The sequence below is a fragment of the Aeromonas bivalvium genome (assembly GCF_000819765.1).
Classification (GTDB): domain Bacteria; phylum Pseudomonadota; class Gammaproteobacteria; order Enterobacterales; family Aeromonadaceae; genus Aeromonas; species Aeromonas bivalvium.
In genome coordinates this window covers 19624-38140 of the sequence record NZ_CDBT01000020.1, presented here as the reverse complement: position 1 = coordinate 38140, position 18517 = coordinate 19624, and the positions used below count along the sequence as shown (strand labels likewise).

Sequence of the window (18517 nt, the reverse complement as noted above, 5' to 3'; positions counted from 1 at the left end):
GGGGAGAGGGTGCAGATGGCCCTCTCCCCCGGGGGCGATCAGGCGGTCATCGCATCCAGGCGCGCCGTCAGGGCCGCCACCTGATCCCGCAGCAGGCTCACCTCCTCCTCCAGGGAAGCCAGGCGATCATGCAAGGGGGAGCCCTGGGCCGTTCCCTCGGGCTGAGCACGAGCATCCAGCCCCTGCTCCAGGGCCGCACCTGTCACCTCGCCACTGAACAGATGGGCGAAGCGGGACTCGCGCTTGCCGGGCTCTCGGGCCAGCTTGACCACATAGGGCCCCTGCTCGATGAGCCTGTTCAGGACGGCATCGACCTGGGTCACATCGTCGAACTGGCAGAGCCGGTTGGTGCGCGAGCGCAGCTCCCCCGGGGTCTGGGGACCGCGCAGCAGCAGCTCGCAGACCACTCCCAGCTCCTGGGCATTGAACTTGAGGTCGCCAAATTCGGTGTTGCAGAATCGGTGCTGATAACGGGGCACCCGGGCGTTGAAGCCAGCTGTGTTGACCACCAGCCGCTTGCGGACCAGTTCGTCCACCACGGCGCGGATCTCCAGCTCGCCGAGCTCGAGCACAGGGTCTCTGTTGCTCTTCTGGTTACAGGCGTTGACCAGGGCGTTGAGGGACAAGGGGTATTGATCCGGCGTGCTGATCTCCTTCTCGATGAGGCAACCAATCACCCGAGCTTCTAATGGGCCTAATACCAACTCCATTGCAGACTCCCTTTATAAACAAGATATTAGCATCTGACCCCTATCTTATCGCGGCCACTCCCGGGATCCAGCCCGGCACCCCGATTTTGCGATAAGACCATGGCCTTGGCGAAACAAGCAGCACGGGGTTGGAAGAAACCCACAAGAAAAGGCCTTTTATGGCGCTTTATTGACCAACGGCTGCGCCGGTGAAGCAACCACAGGGGCGGCCCGCCTCTCCAGCGCTCTGGCCACCGAAGCCGACTTGCCCCGCAGCAGGGCATCGGCCGGGTAGAGTACCAGGGCCTGCTGACGCAGGGACTCGGCCTCCTCGCGCCGCCCCAGGGCCTCGAGGGCCACTATCATGTTGGCGTAGATGTTGGCGCGGGGGGTGTGGCGCACGAACGCCTCTCCCCAGGCCAGATAGGCCGCCAACTCCTGCCGGTTGCCCCCCTGCAAGCCCACCGCCAACCGCACCGAGTTGACGTCGAACTCGACCCGGGTGAGCCAGGCCATGGGGTTGATCACCTTCAGCAACAGGGCCGGCTCCTTGTAGCCTCCTCGCTCGTACTGGGTCACCACCCAGGCGGTGTGGATGGCAGTCAGCATGAAGGGCACCACCAGCAGGGGGATGCCGATGGCCAGAAAGCGCAGCAGCAGCCAGGGACGATAGACACTCTGATGCCAGCCGGGGCTGGGGGCTTTCGCCTCTATCTCGCTGTCTATCTGGTAGATGATCAGCAGCAGCACCCACCAATGAACGATGGCGTGATAGAAGGGGTATTCGGTCTGGCTGTGCAGCAGTATGGGCAGCGCCAGGGCCAGCAGGGCCAGCCCCTGGCGCCAGCGACTCTGGCCGAGGCGCCACAGCAGGGCCGCCCCCATCAGCAGCATGCCCAGCATAGGGGCTATGCCTCCTTCCACCGCCCAGTAGAGAAATTCGTTATGGGGGTGATCCAGGTTGTATTCAATCTGCACCATCTCTGGCGCCAATGCCTTGTCTGCCATGTATTGGTGCAGGAAGACGGACTCGAAGCTGCCATAGCCCCATCCCGTCCAGGGGGAGTGCATGATGAGCTTGATGGTATAAGGCCAGTAGACGGAGCGCATGCCGCCGGACTGATAGACCTCAATCCCTCTCTTCACCCCCGCAATCAGATACTGGGATGCCAACCCGAGCAGGAGGCCGAGGGCGACCAGCAGCAGCACCCTGGCCGCCAGCTTGCGCTCCCGCAACATGGGCAGCAGGAGCAGCAGCCCCAACAGGGCGCCAAGCTGCCCCACCCGGGATTGCAGCACCACCAACAACAAGGGGCAGACCAGCAGCAGCCCCTGGCGCAGTGCCCGCAGCCAGCGCCCGGCAAGCCTCCCCTCCCCCTCAAGCCAGGCCGCCAGCACCAGGCCGGTGGCCATGAAGCTCGCCATCACATTGGGTTGCTGGAAGATGCCGTAGGGGCGATTGGCCCGGGTGTCGTACCCGAGCCAGTTGCCCGGGGTCAGCAGGTAATATTCGACCAGGCCGAGCAGCGCCTCGATGGCGACCGCGCCGAGCACCAGATAGAGCAAATGCTCGCGGCGCTGGCCCGCTGGCGGCCATTGATAGAGGCTGGTGAGAAACAGCAGGCCGGCAAAGAGTCCGAGCAACCTGGGGATGGCGTAATCCTTGAGCGCAAAGCCGGGATAGGCCATGGGCAGCAGCAACAACAGACCGCCGACCCAAAGCCAGAGCAGCAGCGGCGACCAGACCAGACGCTGGTTCAGGGTCACTTGCCAGAGCCCGGCGCCGATGGCGAGGCTGGCAAACACCCAGCCCCAGGCGTTGAAGGGCAGATAGAGCCCGGCCCCCCCGGGGTTGTGCATGAAAAAGTGCATCCCCAGCAGCAGATAGAGCGCGAAGAGCCCAAAGAATCCTTTTTCCAGCATCCGGCCAGCGTCCTGAGATTGTCTATCCACCCAGCATAACCCTTTGTCGCAGAAATAAAAAAGGAGGCTTGCGCCCCCCCTCGTATCATAACTGACTTCGATTACCTGGCGCCGCCTTGCTCGCGAAAGGCGAAGCGGACCAGCACTATGCCCACCCCCAGCATGCCGCCGAGCAGGGTGGCCAGCACCACCACCAGAGGCCGCTTGGGCTTGTCCCGGGACAGAGGCTCGGTCGGCGAGGCTTGATAGGCGAAGGAGTGGAACGGCCGCGCCTCCAGCTTGATGGCCTGCAGACTGCTCAGTTGCAGACGCAGATCGCCAATGCTCGGATTCATGAACTCCGGGTTCTTGATCTCCTTGAGAACCTTGAGCTTCTCGGCCAGGGCCCGAGCCCCCAGATCGATGGCAAAGCTATCCTTGTTTTGCAGGTTCTGCACCGGCGTCTCTATCCCCGCCGCCTGACTGATGCGCAGGCTGTATTCGGTACGCAAAATGTCATCTTGCAGCTGCTTGAGGGTGTCGGCCCTAGCGCTCTCATACTGGCTCTGCAGCGTCTTGATGCGGTTGCGCCAGAGAGTATCCAGCTCCTTGCCCTTGGCGGCGGACTCCTGGGCCTGGATAAAGTCGATGTACTGCTCCAGCCGCGCCTTGGCCTCCTCTGCCGTGCTCGCGGCGAAGGAGAGGACCACGTCCTCCTTCGCTTTGTCCGGCGCCCTCGCATCTATCCCCTCAGCCATCTGCCTGAGCAGCATCCGCTTGCCCTTGCCGTCCGTGACCTCGTGCCGCGCCGCTTCGGCGTCCAGATAGCCTTTCTCCAACAAGAATTGGCGCTTGTTGTTGAAGCTGTTGAAGTTGTTGACGAAATCATCATAGAGCGCCTTCTTCTCGAAGGCGGTGAAGGCGGTCTCTGGCACTTGGGCGTTCATCAACTGGTTGATGTTGAGCTCAAGGGATTCTATCTCCTTGAGGGTGGGCTGCTTGATCTCGGCCTGGCTGACCCACACCTGGGGCGCCGTCAGCGCATAGGCGATGCCGCCTGCCGCAAACAGACCGGCAACGCAGAGGATCAACAGCTTGCTGCGCCAGAGCGTCAGGACAAGCTCGCGCAAGTCAATCTCATCGCTGGATCTGGCCTGCCTCCATCCTTGGGGCAGATCAGGTTGGGACTGTGTCAAGGTAGGTTCTTGATTGCTCATATTGTCACATTTCTCTTATTGGAAACTGGATGGGCAGGCCCGCCGCCAGGGTCGCGGCGGACCAGCCGGGGTCAGGCTTGCCGATAATAGCCATGATACCAGTCGACGAAGGTTTTCACACCCGCCGCCACCGTCATCTGCGGCTGATAGCCGACAGCCTCGAACAACCCCTGAGTATCGGCCCAGGTGGCATGCACGTCACCCGGTTGCATCGGCATCATGTGTTTGATGGCGGGCTGGCCGATGGCCAGCTCCAGCGCCTCGATAAAGTCCAGCAACCGCACCGGGCTGCCATTGCCGATGTTGAACAGGCGATAGGGCGCCGAGCTCATGTCGGTGCGTCCCTGGCTCGGCGTCCAGCCTGGGCTGACCTGCGGCACCTTATCCGCCACCCGCACTATCCCCTCGACGATGTCGTCCACATGGGTGAAATCCCGGGACAGCTGCCCCTGGTTGTAGACATCGATGGGTTCCCCCGCCAGGATCGCCCTGGTGAACTTGAACAGCGCCATGTCGGGACGACCCCAGGGACCATAGACGGTGAAAAAGCGCAGGCCAGTGGTGGGAATGCCATAGAGATGGGCATAGCTGTGCGCCATCAGCTCGTTGGCCTTCTTGGTGGCGGCATAGAGGGAGATGGGGTGATCCACTGTGTCCGTGGTGGCAAACGGCATCTTGTCGTTGAGACCGTATACCGAGCTGGAAGAGGCATAGACCAGATGTCCCACCCCATGGTGACGACACCCTTCCAGCACCGTCAGCTGGCCCACCAGGTTGCTGTCGGCATAGGCAAACGGGTTGTCCAGGGAGTAGCGCACCCCGGCCTGGGCAGCCAGATGCACCACCCGCTCGAAGCCCTGCTCGGCAAACAGCCGGGCCATGCCGGGGCGATCGGCCAGATCCAGCCTGATGAAACGAAAACCCGCCAGGGGAGCAAGGCGGGCCAGGCGCGCCTCCTTGAGGCTCACCTCGTAGTAGTCGTTGAGGTTGTCGATACCGACCACCTCATGGCCGTCAGCACACAGGCGCTGCACCAGATGGAATCCGATGAACCCGGCGGCGCCGGTGACCAGATACTTCATAACACTGTCCTTCAAGACGGTTGCACGGGGCGTCTGCGCGGCGTCCCATGCACGGGTTAGTCGCTGCCAAACAGATCGCGGGTATAGACCTTGTCCGCCACGTCGGCCAGCTCGCCAGCCATGCGATTGGAGAGGATCACATCGGAGACTTGCTTGAACGCCTCCAGGTCGGTGATGACCCGGGAGTTGAAGAAGCTCTGCTCCTTGAGGGCGGGTTCAAACACCACCACCTCTATGCCCTTGGCCTTGATGCGCTTCATCACCCCCTGAATGGCGGAGGCGCGGAAGTTGTCTGACCCCGATTTCATGATCAGGCGATAGACCCCGACCACCCTGGGACCGCGACGAATGATGGAATCGGCGATGAAGTCCTTGCGAGTAGTGTTGGCATCGACGATGGCCCGCACCAGGTTGTTGGGCACATCGTCGTAGTTGGCCAGCAACTGCTTGGTGTCCTTGGGCAGGCAATAGCCACCATAGCCGAAGGAAGGGTTGTTGTAGTGCGTGCCGATCCGTGGGTCCAGTCCCACCCCTTCGATGATCTGACGGCTGTCCAGACCATGGGTCTGGGCATAGGTGTCCAGTTCGTTGAAATAGGCGACCCGCATGGCGAGATAGGTATTGGCGAACAGCTTGATCGCTTCGGCTTCCGTGCTGTCGGTCAAGAGCAGCGGCACATCCTGTTTGATGGCCCCCCCTTGCAGGAGGGCGGCGAAACGCTCGGCCCGCTCGGAACGCTCGCCCACTATGATGCGCGAGGGGTGCAGGTTGTCATAGAGCGCCCGCCCCTCTCGCAAGAACTCGGGGGAGAAGATCAGGTTGTCGCAGCCCAGCTCCTCGCGAATCGCCTTGGTGTAGCCCACAGGCACGGTGGACTTGATCACCATGACGGCCGTCGGATTGATGGCCATCACATCCCGGATCACCGCCTCCACCGAGCGGGTGTTGAAATAGTGGGTGTCGGCATCGTAGTCGGTCGGCGTCGCTATGATGACAAAATCCGCCCCCCGATAAGCCTGATGCTTGTCCAGGGTCGCCGTCAGATTGAGGGGGATGTGGGCGAGATAGTGCTCCAGCTCCTTGTCTGCGATGGGGGATTTGCCCTGATTGATGAGCGCAACTTTCTCTGCCACCAGGTCGATAGCGACCACTTCGTTGTGCTGGGCAAGCAGCACGGCATTGGACAGGCCGACATAGCCGGTTCCCGCTACGGCAATTTTCACCATGGGATTACCTGATTGATTAAATTAAGGTTCTGACTCTGAGTTGGCAATTGTGCCACAAGAACACGGACTTACCCTAATTCAAGGTGGTAGAAACAGGGGCCTTGGCATCCTTGGCGGATAGACGCAGCGCCACCCCGGCCAGCAGAGACCAATCGATGGCCAGGGCGGGGGAGTCCCAGCGCAAGGTCTGCTCCCCGGCGGGATGGTAGTAATCGCTGTTTCGATAGAGGAGATCGGCGACCTCGCTCAGCACATAGAAACCATGGGCAAAGCCGGGAGAGATCCACATTTGGTGGTCGTTTTTCTCTGACAGGAGCTGGCCGACCCACTGACCATATGAGGTTGGATCGGGCCGTACATCCACCGCCACATCGAAGAGGCGACCGCGCAGCGTCCCTTGCCAGGAGCGGCTGTGGTTATCCTGCACCAGGGTGTAAGCGCCACTGTGACGCTCAAACTCATCCTGGCGCAGGGTTTCCATGAAAAAGCCCCGCTCGTCACTGTGACGAGTCGGGATCAACAGTTTGACCTCTGGAATGGCAAGGGATTGATATTGCATCTGAACGCCTTCAGATACAGCAGAAAGGGAACTGGCCCGGCACAGATAACTTCCGGGCGCAACAGTATAGGCTCCAAGGTGTGTTCTCAAATCCCCCACATTTCAGACTTAACAATTGTGAGCCATGATATGGGCGTCTAAAGAGGCCCAATTACGTGGTTTTGAAGTAAATAAATGCTGTGTTTTTGTAAGGATGGGGCTCTATCAAATGGAAAGACCGTTTTTTGACCACTTTAGGAACACAGCCTAATTGGGAGAGCTGAACAGGATACAGAAAATCTGCCTCAGCCCTCCCTAGTAGCACAAAACTGTTTCCCATTAGGCGATAGAATAACAAAAAATTGGCCATCACCTCCCAATAATAGAATAGGCCTCATATGATCTCTAGCATGTTAAAACTGCAAGAAATTGACTTACTCTCCCCCATAATAAATCAATGAATAGGTGGGTGTGCTTCCGTATTCAGAAATTCAATCCCTGCCTTGACTGAGGTGGCAGTATACTGCTGCATGGCTAATTTTTCCTTCCAAACCAAGTCACAAATACCATCCGTCGGTGTGAATACCAGTGGCGCAGTCAACAACAAGCTGCGAAGCAGTTCATGATCGAATTGATGACAGGCCATATCAACTTCTGCCAGCAAAGAACGTAACTCTACCCATGGCAACATGCTTTCATTCGCTTTCATGATTCGTGGATGCGATGTTCCCTCGACATTGTCACCAATCAAAAGTTCTTCAAATAATTTTTCACCAGGGCGTAAACCCGTGATCTTAATTTCTATATCGCCATTCGGACTCTTGTCACTTTTCAGTGCTAATCCGCTCAACCGGATCATTCGATGAGCCAATTCCATGATTTTTACGGGCTGCCCCATATCCAATACGAATACGTCACCACCACAACCCATGGCTCCTGCCTGTATTACTAATTGAGAAGCTTCAGGAATAGTCATGAAATAGCGTGTAATGTCGGGATGAGTCACCGTGATAGGACCTCCATTCCGAATCTGCGTACGAAAAAGAGGCACAACAGACCCTGAGGAACCCAGTACATTACCAAATCTCACCATACAGAAACGAGTTCCTGTCTGAGCCGAGGCCAGTGCTTGTAACACAAGCTCTGCCAAACGCTTGGTCGCCCCCATTGTATTCGTCGGCCGCACGGCCTTGTCAGTCGAGATCAAAACGAACGTTTCCACTCCAGCTTCGATAGCCGCTTGTGCGCAATAGAGGGTACCGAATATATTGTTTCGGACCCCTTCCACCACATTATATTCCACCAAGGGAACATGCTTGTAGGCTGCAGCATGATAGACCGTTTGGATCCTGAAATTGCTCATGATAGTAAACAAACGATTTTGACGCTGTACCGAGCCCAGCAGTGGTACTATTTCAACATCGATATCTTCATGTTCACAAAGGTCACTGAGCTCTTTATCGATTGCATAAAGGCCATATTCTGACAGTTCAAAGAGAACCAATTTTTCGGGCTTGCATCGGATAATCTGACGGCATAGTTCAGAACCGATCGATCCCCCCGCCCCTGTTACCATGACTCGCTTGCCGGTGATATTGGCATTAATAAGTTCAGGGATAGGGGCAACAGGATCCCTCCCCAGCAGATCCTCGATAGACACTTCCTTTAATTCATTGATCTGAGCCTTTCCGCCGACTAAGTCAGCCATGCCCGGAATAGACAGAACTTCACAGGGGAAGGGCTCCAGCCGACGGATAACATTTTGGCGCACTGCACGTGATTCGCTCGGAATGGCCAGCAAGATTTTCTTCACACCAAATCGCATGATCAATTCGCCAATCATATCCGGAGAATGCACATTGATCCCCTGTATCAGGGCTTTTCTCAAATGAGTTGCATCGTCAACAAAAGCAACTGGGAAAAATTCCTGCCCCTGGTTTAGAGCTAATTGAAGCTGGCGCCCAGAGGAGCCTGCACCATAAATTAGTACAGGGACTCTACCTCCTTTACCGCGGTTTACCAGCATTCGAAAGAAAAGACGCACGCCTCCAATCAGAAGGACTCCAAAAGCAAAATAAATAACTGAAACCGTTCTTGGTAAGAATACTTCAAGAAAAAAAGCGAATGTCACCAAGCATAATGTTGACACAAATATGCCTAAAGAAACGGTCCAGAGCACTTTAAAACCGACATAACGTAATACAGCACGATAAAGCCCAAGCCTGGCGAAAATAAATACTGTAACCGGAATCAGAAGAGCGAGAAGCTCCCAGTGCCGAACGCTCTGAATAGGCATGGCGATATCAAGCCTAACCCAATACCCCCCCCAGAAAGCCAATGAAAGTAATATTGAATCAGCAAACACGCTAATTATTCGCTTATATAAGCGAGATATGCCAAGAAAAGACGTCAACATGATATCACCAATATTATTAGATTTTATTACTATGATTTAATAGCATCACCACGGCCCTTTCCTGTGACCGTCATAATAATATAACGAAAATAATTAGCCACATTTAATGTGTCGATCATGATTCGATCAGTTTTGGCTAATAATTGTGGCGTTGACATATCAATTTTTTGAACCTGAGCCAAGCCGGTAATTCCAGGCAATACATCATAAACTCCCAATGCATCACGCTCTTTGATCAGCTCTTCCTGATTAAAAAGATTAGGTCGCGGCCCAACAAGGCTCATCTCCCCCTTAAGCACATTGATCAGCTGTGGCAGTTCATCGATTTTAGTCTTGCGTAAAAAAGCCCCTAACTTGGTGATGGAACTGGTGCTCGCCAAATGGCTTGCCACCGACTGGGTATCGATCGACATGGTGCGAAACTTAATCAGCTTGAATGGTTTTTTATATTTCCCTACCCGGGTCTGCAAAAATATAGGTGAGCCAGTATCAAACAAGCCGATAATAGTCACCACCAACAACATCGGCCACAACAACAACAAACCAAACAACGCAGAACAAAAATCAACCAACCGAATTATCATCATCCCTCCTCCTCAACAAAACAGCGCTTAACTCCTTCTGCCACCGAGACAGGAGGCTGCCAACCCAAGGTATTCTTGGTATGGCTAATATCCACTTGCAGATTACCACACAGTCGCTCAATCATCGCCTGTTTGCCAGTTAGCCACCCCAACATACGCAGACAATACATGGGCACCGGAATAAGCCGTGATGACTGGCCTGCAGCTTGTATCATCATCTTAAGAAACTGCGTGGTAGAGATATCCTGGTCATCGCTGACTAGAAAGGTTTGATTAACAGCATGTGGGTGGGCGATACAGATAATAATCAGATCAACTAAGTTATCAAGTGCAACAAAGCTGCGTTTATTATGAATTGCACCGAGAGGTAACCAACGACCATGACACACGGCTTGTAATAACTTACCAAAATTGCCTGGTGCCTCAGCACCATAAACCAATGGGGGGCGAATAATCACCACTTCAAGACCTGTTTCTTTAGCTAGTTGCATTAAGCCTAATTCAGCAGCATATTTTGAGCGGGTATATTCATCCCAAGGTACCGCGATATCATCATACTTGAATGGGCCCTGGTGATTATGACCGCCATTAACACCAATTGAACTTATAAAAACAAAGCGCTTAACATTAGCATCAACCGCCTGACGCGCTAACATAAGGGAGCCATCACAGTTTATTCGGTTAAACATTGTTTGGCGGTCATCTGCATTTTTATCGAGGTGTGCCTTCGCTGCACAATGAATCACCACATCAATATTTTCTAGAGCTGTTACATAATTTGCAACACCGCTAATCTCACCAATCACATGATTCGTATGTGTAGTGAAATTAACAGGAGCACGACGCCCATAAGTACGAACCGACAACCCTTGATGCATTAGCTTTGTTAATACTGCATTACCTACAAAGCCGGTGGCCCCGGTTAATAGAATCATGTTCACCCTCGATAGTTAAAAAATATTGAACAAAAGAGCGAAAGACAAGGCAATTCTATCTCGTAATCTACGCCTAATTTTACCTATATGCAAAAGCAAATATAAATTACCTAAGTAGCCATGGTTTAACCCATATTTAACTACTGGTAAAATTAGTAAATCCAAATGTTCTGCAATTTTAGTTATCTGATTACGATACCATTTGCTCTTTATCATTTTTAGACGTTTTTTTGCAGCTGCAACGCTATTATTAGTACCCACCTGATTGTTAGCGTGCTGCCGATAACGCATCATAGGCTCTGGGTCTATAAACCAACTATACCCTCGACTGCGTGCGAATGCATAAAATAACCAATCATGTAACGCAATATCTTCGCCAATTTTCTCATAACGCTCTAATAACCACGCCTTAAACTGAATAGCAACTTCACGTTTAAATACATAAGTGCAGCCAGGGCCGGCAGCTTCGAACAAGAAATCCCACTCCCGCTGCGGTTGCGATTTGTCAACAAATACCTCACGACCGTCTTCCCAAAAGGCAGTAACATTGGCGGAATAACAATCAAACTGCTGTAGTTTTTCGATTGCTTTGCCTAATTTGTTATCTAACCAGATATCATCTTGATCGCTGAAAGCAATATAGTCATAGCAAGAAAGATCTGTGTCATTTAAAAGTCTATAGAAGTTTTTTCCCGCGCCTCCAAAATAGTCACCATAAGGTAAAAGCCTCATGTTTCTATATTTATCTGCATAAACATTACAGATTTCATAGGTGCTGTCTTGACTAAGGTCGACACTAACAATCAGATCAACACTCAAACTACACTGTTGATGTAAGATTGTATCCAATTGTTCATGAATATGACTACATCCATTATACGCGGCAAGTAACACGCATGTTTTCACTTCAGCCATTACTTAAATCTTCCGAGAATACCATCACGTAAACCACGATATAGACAATCTATATACGCCAACCGTTCACCACTTGAGAAAGCAATAAGAATACATTGATGTATTATAGAGAAAATTATTTCCCTACACGCCATCAACTTAGGAATATGTTTTTTCCTGAGTAGATAAAAAGAGTTCCTTATTCTATAGTAACGTCTAAATGAGCTATGCTTAGGCACGTAAAATGAACCTAACTTTATTGTCTTATCTCCTATAGAATGAGTCATCCTTGCACTTGGTATAACCAATATTTCAAAGCCTTCTTTGTAAGCTCGCAAACACCACTCAGTATCCACATAGTCTATAAACAACTCATCCGTCATATTACCTATGACTTTCAATGCTTGAACATCAACCATAGTACCTGAGGAAATGACATTACTGACTTTAAAAGGAACTGCATCAATAGATGGGTAGTATTTAGTTCTTCTTCCATACTGGTCAATATCGACTATCGAATATATAAAACCACGAGCTAAATCGGTAAAAACTGGGGCGGTAATTTTAGCGTCATTATTTTTAATGGGTTTATAAAGCTTTTCGATAAATTCACTATCGGTTATTGACGAGTCTTGATCAAAGAAGATAATTGCCTCTGCATTATTCTTTAATGCATGTTCAATCCCTATGTTTTGCGCTGTCGCAATACCATAATTAGAATCTAATTTAATAAGACAACAAGGTGCACAAAAACTTATCTTACTAGCATTATCCACAATAACTGGTTTTACACCAGACGAGATAAGCGCATTAACCAACAAATATAAATTCGATTCATTAGGATTGTATGTAACTATAACACTATATATCACTTACACCTCATCCTTTAATAAGTAAATAAATTATATTTTGCATGATGTAAACAACAGAAAGGCAACCTTATCTCCATAATGTAAACTTGTATCTAAAACTTACCGAATAAATAAGGCAAAGCATTATAAAAAACTGGTTGAAATAATTAGTAAATGGACTCATAAAAATAACAAAAAAAACAACACTAAAAACCAGCGTTGCGGATAAAGATTGAGAGTTAATAAAGTTGCTATAAGTAAAATTAACTATCAGACCATAGATAAACGCCTGTAAAATCACACTAGCAATTCCAAAGTCAAGGTATAAATCTGCGATAATTGTACCTAACCTTGTATACGAATCCAACTCACTATTAAATTTAATATCTAAAGCTCTATCTATGTTTAATATTTTTAAATATGCCTGTAGAAGATATTTGCCAAAATGCAATTCACTCTCATTGGTATTTATTATGTTGTTTAAAGTGCTAAAATTCTGAGTGGTATATAAATTAAATGTGACATCAAACATATTAACATCGAGATCACTCTCAATTCCCGAGTATGCTTTCATGTAGTCCAACTCACTTACACCCTCTTTACCAAATCCAATATAGCGAATTGAACCAACCAAAATAAAAAATACAGCAATGAATACACCAAGCTTAATAATAGGCTTGTCAATCTTCATATTGTTAAAATTTATATATGCAAAAAATGTGGAAAAAATACAGAGCAAAATTAATTGCCTTGATAACGAGTTAAATATCATAAAAAAACAGGCTGTACTTATTAATAAATAAAAACCCTTACTGAGCTTTTTTCTCTTATAAAAGTAGTAATAACATGAAGGTAAAAGCGCTATCATCATGTAAAAATAATGAAAAATAGGAATGGCATTATTTTCAATATATGCGTTGGCACCACTTAGTGTTTTTATAATAGCCAATCCGTTATTCAAATACGACTCAATAAAAAATACTATTGTTCCGATAACAAAAAAAAGATGAACTCTTAGCGGACTTTCCACCCTATCAAGAACATTTATTTTTTTAGAAAAAAACAATACACAACCAAATATATAAAAAACAAAAAACAATGAAATATTAATTATTGTCTCTGTATAAAAAACTTCCTGCCTACTTGATAAATTAAATTGATGATAAAATAAACCAAGCGCAAGAGGTGAAAGAATTGTAATAGGATTAAAAATACTGCGATACAAATAAAAGCTTGCAGCACAAATCATATTCAATGTAACCAAAGAAATGATAACAGTTACCATGTCACCATCTACTTTATTGGTTAAATCTATAAAATAATAAAAAATCATTACATTGATTGTACACAGCCAAAACAAATGGTTGACTTTCATATTCTCAATCCTATTTCAAGATAGCTCGTTTAACTTGTCTTAAATAAGATTTAAACAATCTAAAACTAAAGTTACGAATAAAAATACTAAATTTAAGTTTCCCACAAAGGCTGAGACCATGAGCTGACATATATGAAAACCACTCTTTTCCATATTTTTCTTTATACATTTCCGCCAGTTTAAGGTAACTTTCTGAATCCCTATCAGAAACACGAGAGCGGTTAGGATCTAAGTTGACTGCATAATCCATACGTTTTATCTTGTAACAGTTACCTTTCTCGAGTACTCGTAAGATAAAATCCCAATCTTCTAGCGATTTATAACTGGTATCAAAGCCACCAAAGCTAAGGAAAATATCACGCTCCATCATAAAACCAATATCAATATCATTTTGATACTGAATATCTTTTTGTCTTATCTCACCAAAGCGTTGCTTTTTTGCTGGTTGTATGGTAGTAAAATCACCAGTTTCATAAAAGCGACCCGATGACACCATAATGTATTTCCTTTGCTGAGTGAGATTTAGCATATTATTCAATCTACCAGGCAAATACATATCATCATCATCAAGAAAAGTAATGTATTTTCCTTTTGCAAGGCTCACACCATAGTTACGAGCACTTGCGGCACCATTCCTACCAGGATTACAAGTGAAAGTCACCGGATTTGTTATGGCAATATTGAGAATTTCATTGCTAATTGGATTGTCTGTGTCATTAACTACAATAACTTCTAATTTAGCGACACCTTGGTTTAATGCAGAATAAATGGCACGTGGCAATGTATCATTTCGATTGCACGTTGGAATTATGACGCTGACTTGCATACTAAGCCCTAACTTCCCTATTAAAAATAGAATTTATAGTTTTATAAATTTATTTACTAAATTCTTTTTCGCGTAACTCTTGGCTAATAAAAATGTTTTAAAAAAACTTATGTACATTTTTGCCAAAAAAACATTCCAACCTAACTTTTTAACTAAACTGAAATTCCAATGTTCAAAATATCTTGACAGCCGCCATTTCAATTTTTCAAAATCCTCGTTATTGTCACCTGATGCATCATGCTGAAAGTTGCACTTTATTATATTGAAGCTATTGAACTTTTTAGCATAGTCATTACAAAATTCAGTATCCACACCATAAAAGCTCAAAGATTCATTAAATCTAATACCAGTATCCCATAATGTTCGTGATATTGTCATACCACTACCAACGGCAAAAAACTCATTCGATGCAAGCGAACCCTCCACTTTAGATATATCGATAGGTCTAATCATACAACTATTAGTCAGATAATTGTACTTTTGATAACGAGGTGAAATCATTAAACCATTACTACTAGAGTAAACTGTAGGAACGATTAATTTAGGGTTTTCTATGGCATCCACTTTATCTTTAAAATCTAACGGCAAAACACTGTCTTGATCTAATATGCTGATAAATTTACAATTATCGACCAAAGCCAACTCTATAACCCTGTTATACACTATTGATAACTTTTCATTTATCCCATGATAAAGATATTTTATGTCGCATGATCTTATTAAATCAAATTCACTTACTTGATGTTGTGGCGTTGGACTATTATCCCATAAATATACAACAGCGGAATGGGGCCTTTTTTTTAGCAGTTCCAGTAGCGATTTAAATGTACTAGATTCAAATACACTTTCATTATAAATTACAATTAAATAAGCATGTTCATGCATAAGTCAATCTCACTAAGTATTATAAATACTGCTTATTTTCAAAGGTAACATTCAAGCATATTTTATAAAGTTTGTTTTAAATATAAACACATGCATATATATCATTACTAACACACCACAGAACTCACCAATAATCATCCCGATAAAAGGGCTTATATAGGTAAAATTACTAAACAAAATAATTGTTGTAAGTGGGCTAATTGTTGCAACAATCAAATTGGATATCGTAGTAATCTTTTCCAACCCCAATATGACACTTGATTGTGTATCAATATATACCGCAAGTGAAGTACAAAAAACCGACGCCGCGATTAAGAAAATGTATGACTGCTTGAAGTTCATATCCTCACCTAAAAATGTGGATATTACTGGTAATCCAATAAAACAAAAAAGAGAAAGCCCAACCACCAAACATATCAACATTAATGTAAAATATTTACTATGATGATAGAATAGCATTCCAGCTTTAAATGACTTAAAGGCATCAGGCATAATAAATCTATTCACCATATTAGGGATGGACATTATTGTCGATGCTAATGTTTTTATTAGATTTAGGACAGCTAACTCTTTACTTGTAACCAACAGCCCAATAACTACTTGGTCTAAATAAGAGTAAATAGAACCAACAGCCCCATTGGCATAAAAATATTTAGCTCCAAACAAATCATCCTTGATGTTACTGATGCCAATTTTGAATTTGTATGATTGTCTTGCAATAAGGAAGGATATGATCGCGGGAGAAATCAGGCTGAAAGCTATAATTAGGTTGTATTGCTCAAAATCACTACCACTCTTTACAAAAACGAATAGACAACCTAATACAAGTGAACGCAATAATAACGTTCTAAAAAAAATAGTCTTGTAGTCTTGTTTTGCTTGGAAAAGCCACTCTACATTCATAAATGAAAAAAAAGTTATGAATATATAAAGTGCATATAGTGGTGTTAATAACTCTAAAGCTGCAATCACAAAAAACTGTAATACAGTAGCAACTGAAGACATCATAAACTGAAATGATACAATGCGACTAAAAATTTTTTCTTCTTCAGCTTTTCTGCCCCCCCCCATCGCGTGGCTAAAAAGACGTAATGCGTAGGGATTTACTGCTAATATAAACAAAAAAGAAAATAGCTGATGAAAAAGTGCAGCATGTAAATTCTTTCCGTACAATTCAGGCCCGACAGTTTGTAACACATAGGGCAAGGTAACTAGCGGAAAAATAGCATTTTGAATAGTATTTAAAATACCATAGGAAAGATTAATTTGTTTTTTCATCAATGATCTTGGCCAACTTGTTACAAATAGATTTCCAATCAAAATTAGATATCCCAAAATCCATTTGTTTTTTCCCTAGCAAGGGCTCACTTTCCGCAGCAGATTTTAATGCCTCGGTAAACGAGTCAACAGTTTGCTCTTTAGCGATAAAACCAAGTGTGCCCATATTTGTGACATCTTCTACACCTCCAACATCTGTACCTGCTATAATACAACCATGAGCAACAGCCTCAGGCAAAACCAACGCAAAACCCTCCCAGCGAGAACTTAACGCAAACACTTTAGCTCTTCGCATATGAGAAAATAACTGGTCTCTATTTAAATGACCAACAAGATATATTGCTTCATGGTGCACCGTTCTTGTTTTTTCTTTTATGTAATTGATCAACTCTTGATCATAGCTACCGGCAAGAATTAGTTGCCAGCCATCTTGCCATAATCCTGATTTTACAAACGAATCGATCATTAATCTTGTGTTTTTTGGGTATGACTCGAGGCGCCCAGCTGAAAATATCAACTTTTCTTTATCATTAAAGAAATCAATACCGTTGGAATCAATCACTCCCTCAGTTAATAAAACACCATTGGGTATTAGGTAAGTTTTGTCACTGATATTCTTTTTCTGTTTTAGATAGTTGAAAGCCTGCGCTGTCTCAGCGCTAAAAATATCAACGAACCCTAGCAAGAAATCCCTTATGTGTTTTTTATAAAATCTAGAGCGTTCAAATAGCTCTTTAGCACCATTGCTTCTAATATCAAGTTTTACATATGAAAAAACATTTCTAAAAAAAACTTTAATTAAAAATGAAAGAACCACATGTTTAGGATGAAAATGGTAGAAGTTGACCACTACTTTATCATTCTCAGTCGAGAGGCCGTGTAATATGCTTAAAATTTCAAAAACACTGTAACTTGATGAAGTTATGCTGCTTACATTGTGATTTTTATTTATCAATTTAAATTCAACGGAATGAAATAGCTCTTCATCTATAACAAAACTTGTATTGCTTAATATATAGGATTTATATCCATGGTCACTGGCCATACACCTTGGTATCATGCCTACATCTTTATAAAGATGTACTTTTTCAAATGGAGGGAATATAGTAACAAATGCTTTTTTCAACTTATCAACCTTGTCTATATCGATAGCACATTAAAACACACAGAATGATTAATTCATTATTATATATTAAGATACAAGGAGTTATCCCTGAAGATTATATTAACTATTCAAAAATGACGGCACTTGCAAGCATCATGGCAACATTATCTTTTGTGGATAAACTTACCTCATCTTCAATCGGCCACGCTATACCGACTTGCGGCTCATCCCAACGAATGGCCCCCTCAGATTGCGGCACATAATAGTTCGTAGTTTTATATAAAAACTCTGCAGTCTCGCTTAGTGTGACAAAACCGTGAGCAAACCCTTCAGGGATCCACAACTGCCGCTTGTTCTCACCAGATAGATGAACTCCGACCCATTGCCCAAAGGTCAGTGAGCTTTTGCGAATATCTACCGCTACATCATATACTTCACCCACCACACAACGCACTAGTTTGCCCTGGGCATGGGGAGGCAACTGATAATGCAAGCCGCGCAATACCCCTTTCGATGACTTTGAGTGATTATCCTGCACAAAAGTCACTGGATATCCTACCGCCTCTTCAAACTGCTTATGGTTGAAACTCTCAAAGAAAAATCCCCGCTCATCACCAAACACTTTGGGCTCAAATATAAGCACGTCAGGAATTGCTGTCTTGATTACATTCATCTGTGTATCCACATTTAATTCAAATTTTATAGGGGGAACAT

At 46.1% G+C, this 18517-nt stretch carries 17 protein-coding genes; all 17 read right to left on the bottom strand.

The features are described 5' to 3' along the window. Positions 1 to 38 precede the first annotated feature (38 nt). The 17 genes from BN1119_RS07725 to rfbC all read right to left on the bottom strand — a co-directional run bounded on the left by BN1119_RS07725 (position 39) and on the right by rfbC (position 18476). Positions 39 to 710 (bottom strand): YceH family protein, encoded by a 672-nt coding sequence (locus tag BN1119_RS07725; RefSeq protein WP_041996130.1) that lies wholly within the window; start codon positions 708 to 710, stop codon positions 39 to 41. A gap of 156 nt (positions 711 to 866) precedes the next feature. Then, on the bottom strand, positions 867 to 2612 hold the full coding sequence (locus BN1119_RS07720; RefSeq protein WP_041996127.1) for a PglL family O-oligosaccharyltransferase: 1746 nt from the start codon (positions 2610 to 2612) through the stop codon (positions 867 to 869). A gap of 101 nt (positions 2613 to 2713) precedes the next feature. Then, on the bottom strand, positions 2714 to 3721 hold the full coding sequence (locus BN1119_RS07715; protein WP_041996125.1) for an LPS O-antigen chain length determinant protein WzzB: 1008 nt from the start codon (positions 3719 to 3721) through the stop codon (positions 2714 to 2716). Between the two features lie 158 nt (positions 3722 to 3879). Next, positions 3880 to 4890 (bottom strand): NAD-dependent epimerase, encoded by a 1011-nt coding sequence (locus BN1119_RS07710; protein ID WP_041996122.1) that lies wholly within the window; start codon positions 4888 to 4890, stop codon positions 3880 to 3882. Positions 4891 to 4946: 56 nt separating this feature from the next. Continuing rightward, positions 4947 to 6116 (bottom strand): nucleotide sugar dehydrogenase, encoded by a 1170-nt coding sequence (locus tag BN1119_RS07705; RefSeq protein ID WP_456691079.1) that lies wholly within the window; start codon positions 6114 to 6116, stop codon positions 4947 to 4949. A gap of 73 nt (positions 6117 to 6189) precedes the next feature. Further along, complete coding sequence (locus BN1119_RS07700) at positions 6190 to 6675, bottom strand: dTDP-4-dehydrorhamnose 3,5-epimerase family protein (protein WP_041996119.1); 486 nt, start codon at positions 6673 to 6675, stop codon at positions 6190 to 6192. A 433-nt stretch (positions 6676 to 7108) separates the two neighbouring features. Next, complete coding sequence (locus BN1119_RS07695) at positions 7109 to 9070, bottom strand: polysaccharide biosynthesis protein (protein ID WP_041996117.1); 1962 nt, start codon at positions 9068 to 9070, stop codon at positions 7109 to 7111. Between the two features lie 29 nt (positions 9071 to 9099). Continuing rightward, positions 9100 to 9657, bottom strand: a complete 558-nt coding sequence (locus tag BN1119_RS07690) for a sugar transferase (RefSeq protein WP_244463699.1) — start codon at positions 9655 to 9657, stop codon at positions 9100 to 9102. Then, the gene (locus BN1119_RS19920; protein ID WP_084205352.1) at positions 9654 to 10589 is read right to left on the bottom strand and encodes an NAD-dependent epimerase/dehydratase family protein; all 936 of its coding nucleotides are present in this window, start codon (positions 10587 to 10589) and stop codon (positions 9654 to 9656) included. The genes BN1119_RS07690 and BN1119_RS19920 overlap by 4 nt, the downstream gene beginning before the upstream one ends. A gap of 15 nt (positions 10590 to 10604) precedes the next feature. Continuing rightward, positions 10605 to 11504: a glycosyltransferase gene (locus tag BN1119_RS19915; RefSeq protein ID WP_084205351.1), complete on the bottom strand. Its 900-nt coding sequence runs from the start codon at positions 11502 to 11504 to the stop codon at positions 10605 to 10607. Then, positions 11504 to 12355 carry a glycosyltransferase family 2 protein gene (locus tag BN1119_RS19910; RefSeq protein ID WP_084205350.1) on the bottom strand — a complete coding sequence of 284 codons (852 nt, stop codon included), beginning with the start codon at positions 12353 to 12355 and terminating at the stop codon, positions 11504 to 11506. The genes BN1119_RS19915 and BN1119_RS19910 overlap by 1 nt, the downstream gene beginning before the upstream one ends. Positions 12356 to 12422: 67 nt before the next feature. Continuing rightward, positions 12423 to 13709 (bottom strand): O-antigen polymerase, encoded by a 1287-nt coding sequence (locus BN1119_RS19905; protein ID WP_084205349.1) that lies wholly within the window; start codon positions 13707 to 13709, stop codon positions 12423 to 12425. A 10-nt stretch (positions 13710 to 13719) separates the two neighbouring features. Continuing rightward, positions 13720 to 14535 carry a glycosyltransferase family 2 protein gene (locus BN1119_RS19900; protein WP_084205348.1) on the bottom strand — a complete coding sequence of 272 codons (816 nt, stop codon included), beginning with the start codon at positions 14533 to 14535 and terminating at the stop codon, positions 13720 to 13722. A 33-nt stretch (positions 14536 to 14568) separates the two neighbouring features. Next, positions 14569 to 15420 carry a glycosyltransferase gene (locus tag BN1119_RS19895; protein WP_084205347.1) on the bottom strand — a complete coding sequence of 284 codons (852 nt, stop codon included), beginning with the start codon at positions 15418 to 15420 and terminating at the stop codon, positions 14569 to 14571. A 51-nt stretch (positions 15421 to 15471) separates the two neighbouring features. Further along, complete coding sequence (locus BN1119_RS19890; RefSeq protein ID WP_084205346.1) at positions 15472 to 16698, bottom strand: oligosaccharide flippase family protein; 1227 nt, start codon at positions 16696 to 16698, stop codon at positions 15472 to 15474. Next, positions 16682 to 17824: a glycosyltransferase family 4 protein gene (locus BN1119_RS19885; protein WP_157438638.1), complete on the bottom strand. Its 1143-nt coding sequence runs from the start codon at positions 17822 to 17824 to the stop codon at positions 16682 to 16684. The genes BN1119_RS19890 and BN1119_RS19885 overlap by 17 nt, the downstream gene beginning before the upstream one ends. A gap of 103 nt (positions 17825 to 17927) precedes the next feature. Next, on the bottom strand, positions 17928 to 18476 hold the full coding sequence (gene rfbC, locus BN1119_RS07680) for a dTDP-4-dehydrorhamnose 3,5-epimerase (protein WP_041996113.1): 549 nt from the start codon (positions 18474 to 18476) through the stop codon (positions 17928 to 17930). Positions 18477 to 18517: the final 41 nt, after the last annotated feature.

Bases quoted from the DNA above. Each gene is read 5' to 3' on its own strand.
- BN1119_RS07725 (WP_041996130.1), bottom strand. From the start codon at position 710: ATGGAGTTGGTATTAGGCCCATTAGAAGCTCGGGTGATTGGTTGCCTC.
- BN1119_RS07720 (WP_041996127.1), bottom strand. From the start codon at position 2,612: ATGCTGGAAAAAGGATTCTTTGGGCTCTTCGCGCTCTATCTGCTGCTG.
- BN1119_RS07710 (WP_041996122.1), bottom strand. From the start codon at position 4,890: ATGAAGTATCTGGTCACCGGCGCCGCCGGGTTCATCGGATTCCATCTG.
- BN1119_RS07705 (WP_456691079.1), bottom strand. From the start codon at position 6,116: ATGGTGAAAATTGCCGTAGCGGGAACCGGCTATGTCGGCCTGTCCAAT.
- BN1119_RS07700 (WP_041996119.1), bottom strand. From the start codon at position 6,675: ATGCAATATCAATCCCTTGCCATTCCAGAGGTCAAACTGTTGATCCCG.
- BN1119_RS07695 (WP_041996117.1), bottom strand. From the start codon at position 9,070: ATGTTGACGTCTTTTCTTGGCATATCTCGCTTATATAAGCGAATAATT.
- BN1119_RS07690 (WP_244463699.1), bottom strand. From the start codon at position 9,657: ATGATGATAATTCGGTTGGTTGATTTTTGTTCTGCGTTGTTTGGTTTG.
- BN1119_RS19920 (WP_084205352.1), bottom strand. From the start codon at position 10,589: ATGATTCTATTAACCGGGGCCACCGGCTTTGTAGGTAATGCAGTATTA.
- BN1119_RS19915 (WP_084205351.1), bottom strand. From the start codon at position 11,504: ATGGCTGAAGTGAAAACATGCGTGTTACTTGCCGCGTATAATGGATGT.
- BN1119_RS19905 (WP_084205349.1), bottom strand. From the start codon at position 13,709: ATGAAAGTCAACCATTTGTTTTGGCTGTGTACAATCAATGTAATGATT.
- BN1119_RS19900 (WP_084205348.1), bottom strand. From the start codon at position 14,535: ATGCAAGTCAGCGTCATAATTCCAACGTGCAATCGAAATGATACATTG.
- BN1119_RS19895 (WP_084205347.1), bottom strand. From the start codon at position 15,420: ATGCATGAACATGCTTATTTAATTGTAATTTATAATGAAAGTGTATTT.
- BN1119_RS19890 (WP_084205346.1), bottom strand. From the start codon at position 16,698: ATGAAAAAACAAATTAATCTTTCCTATGGTATTTTAAATACTATTCAA.
- rfbC (WP_041996113.1), bottom strand. From the start codon at position 18,476: ATGAATGTAATCAAGACAGCAATTCCTGACGTGCTTATATTTGAGCCC.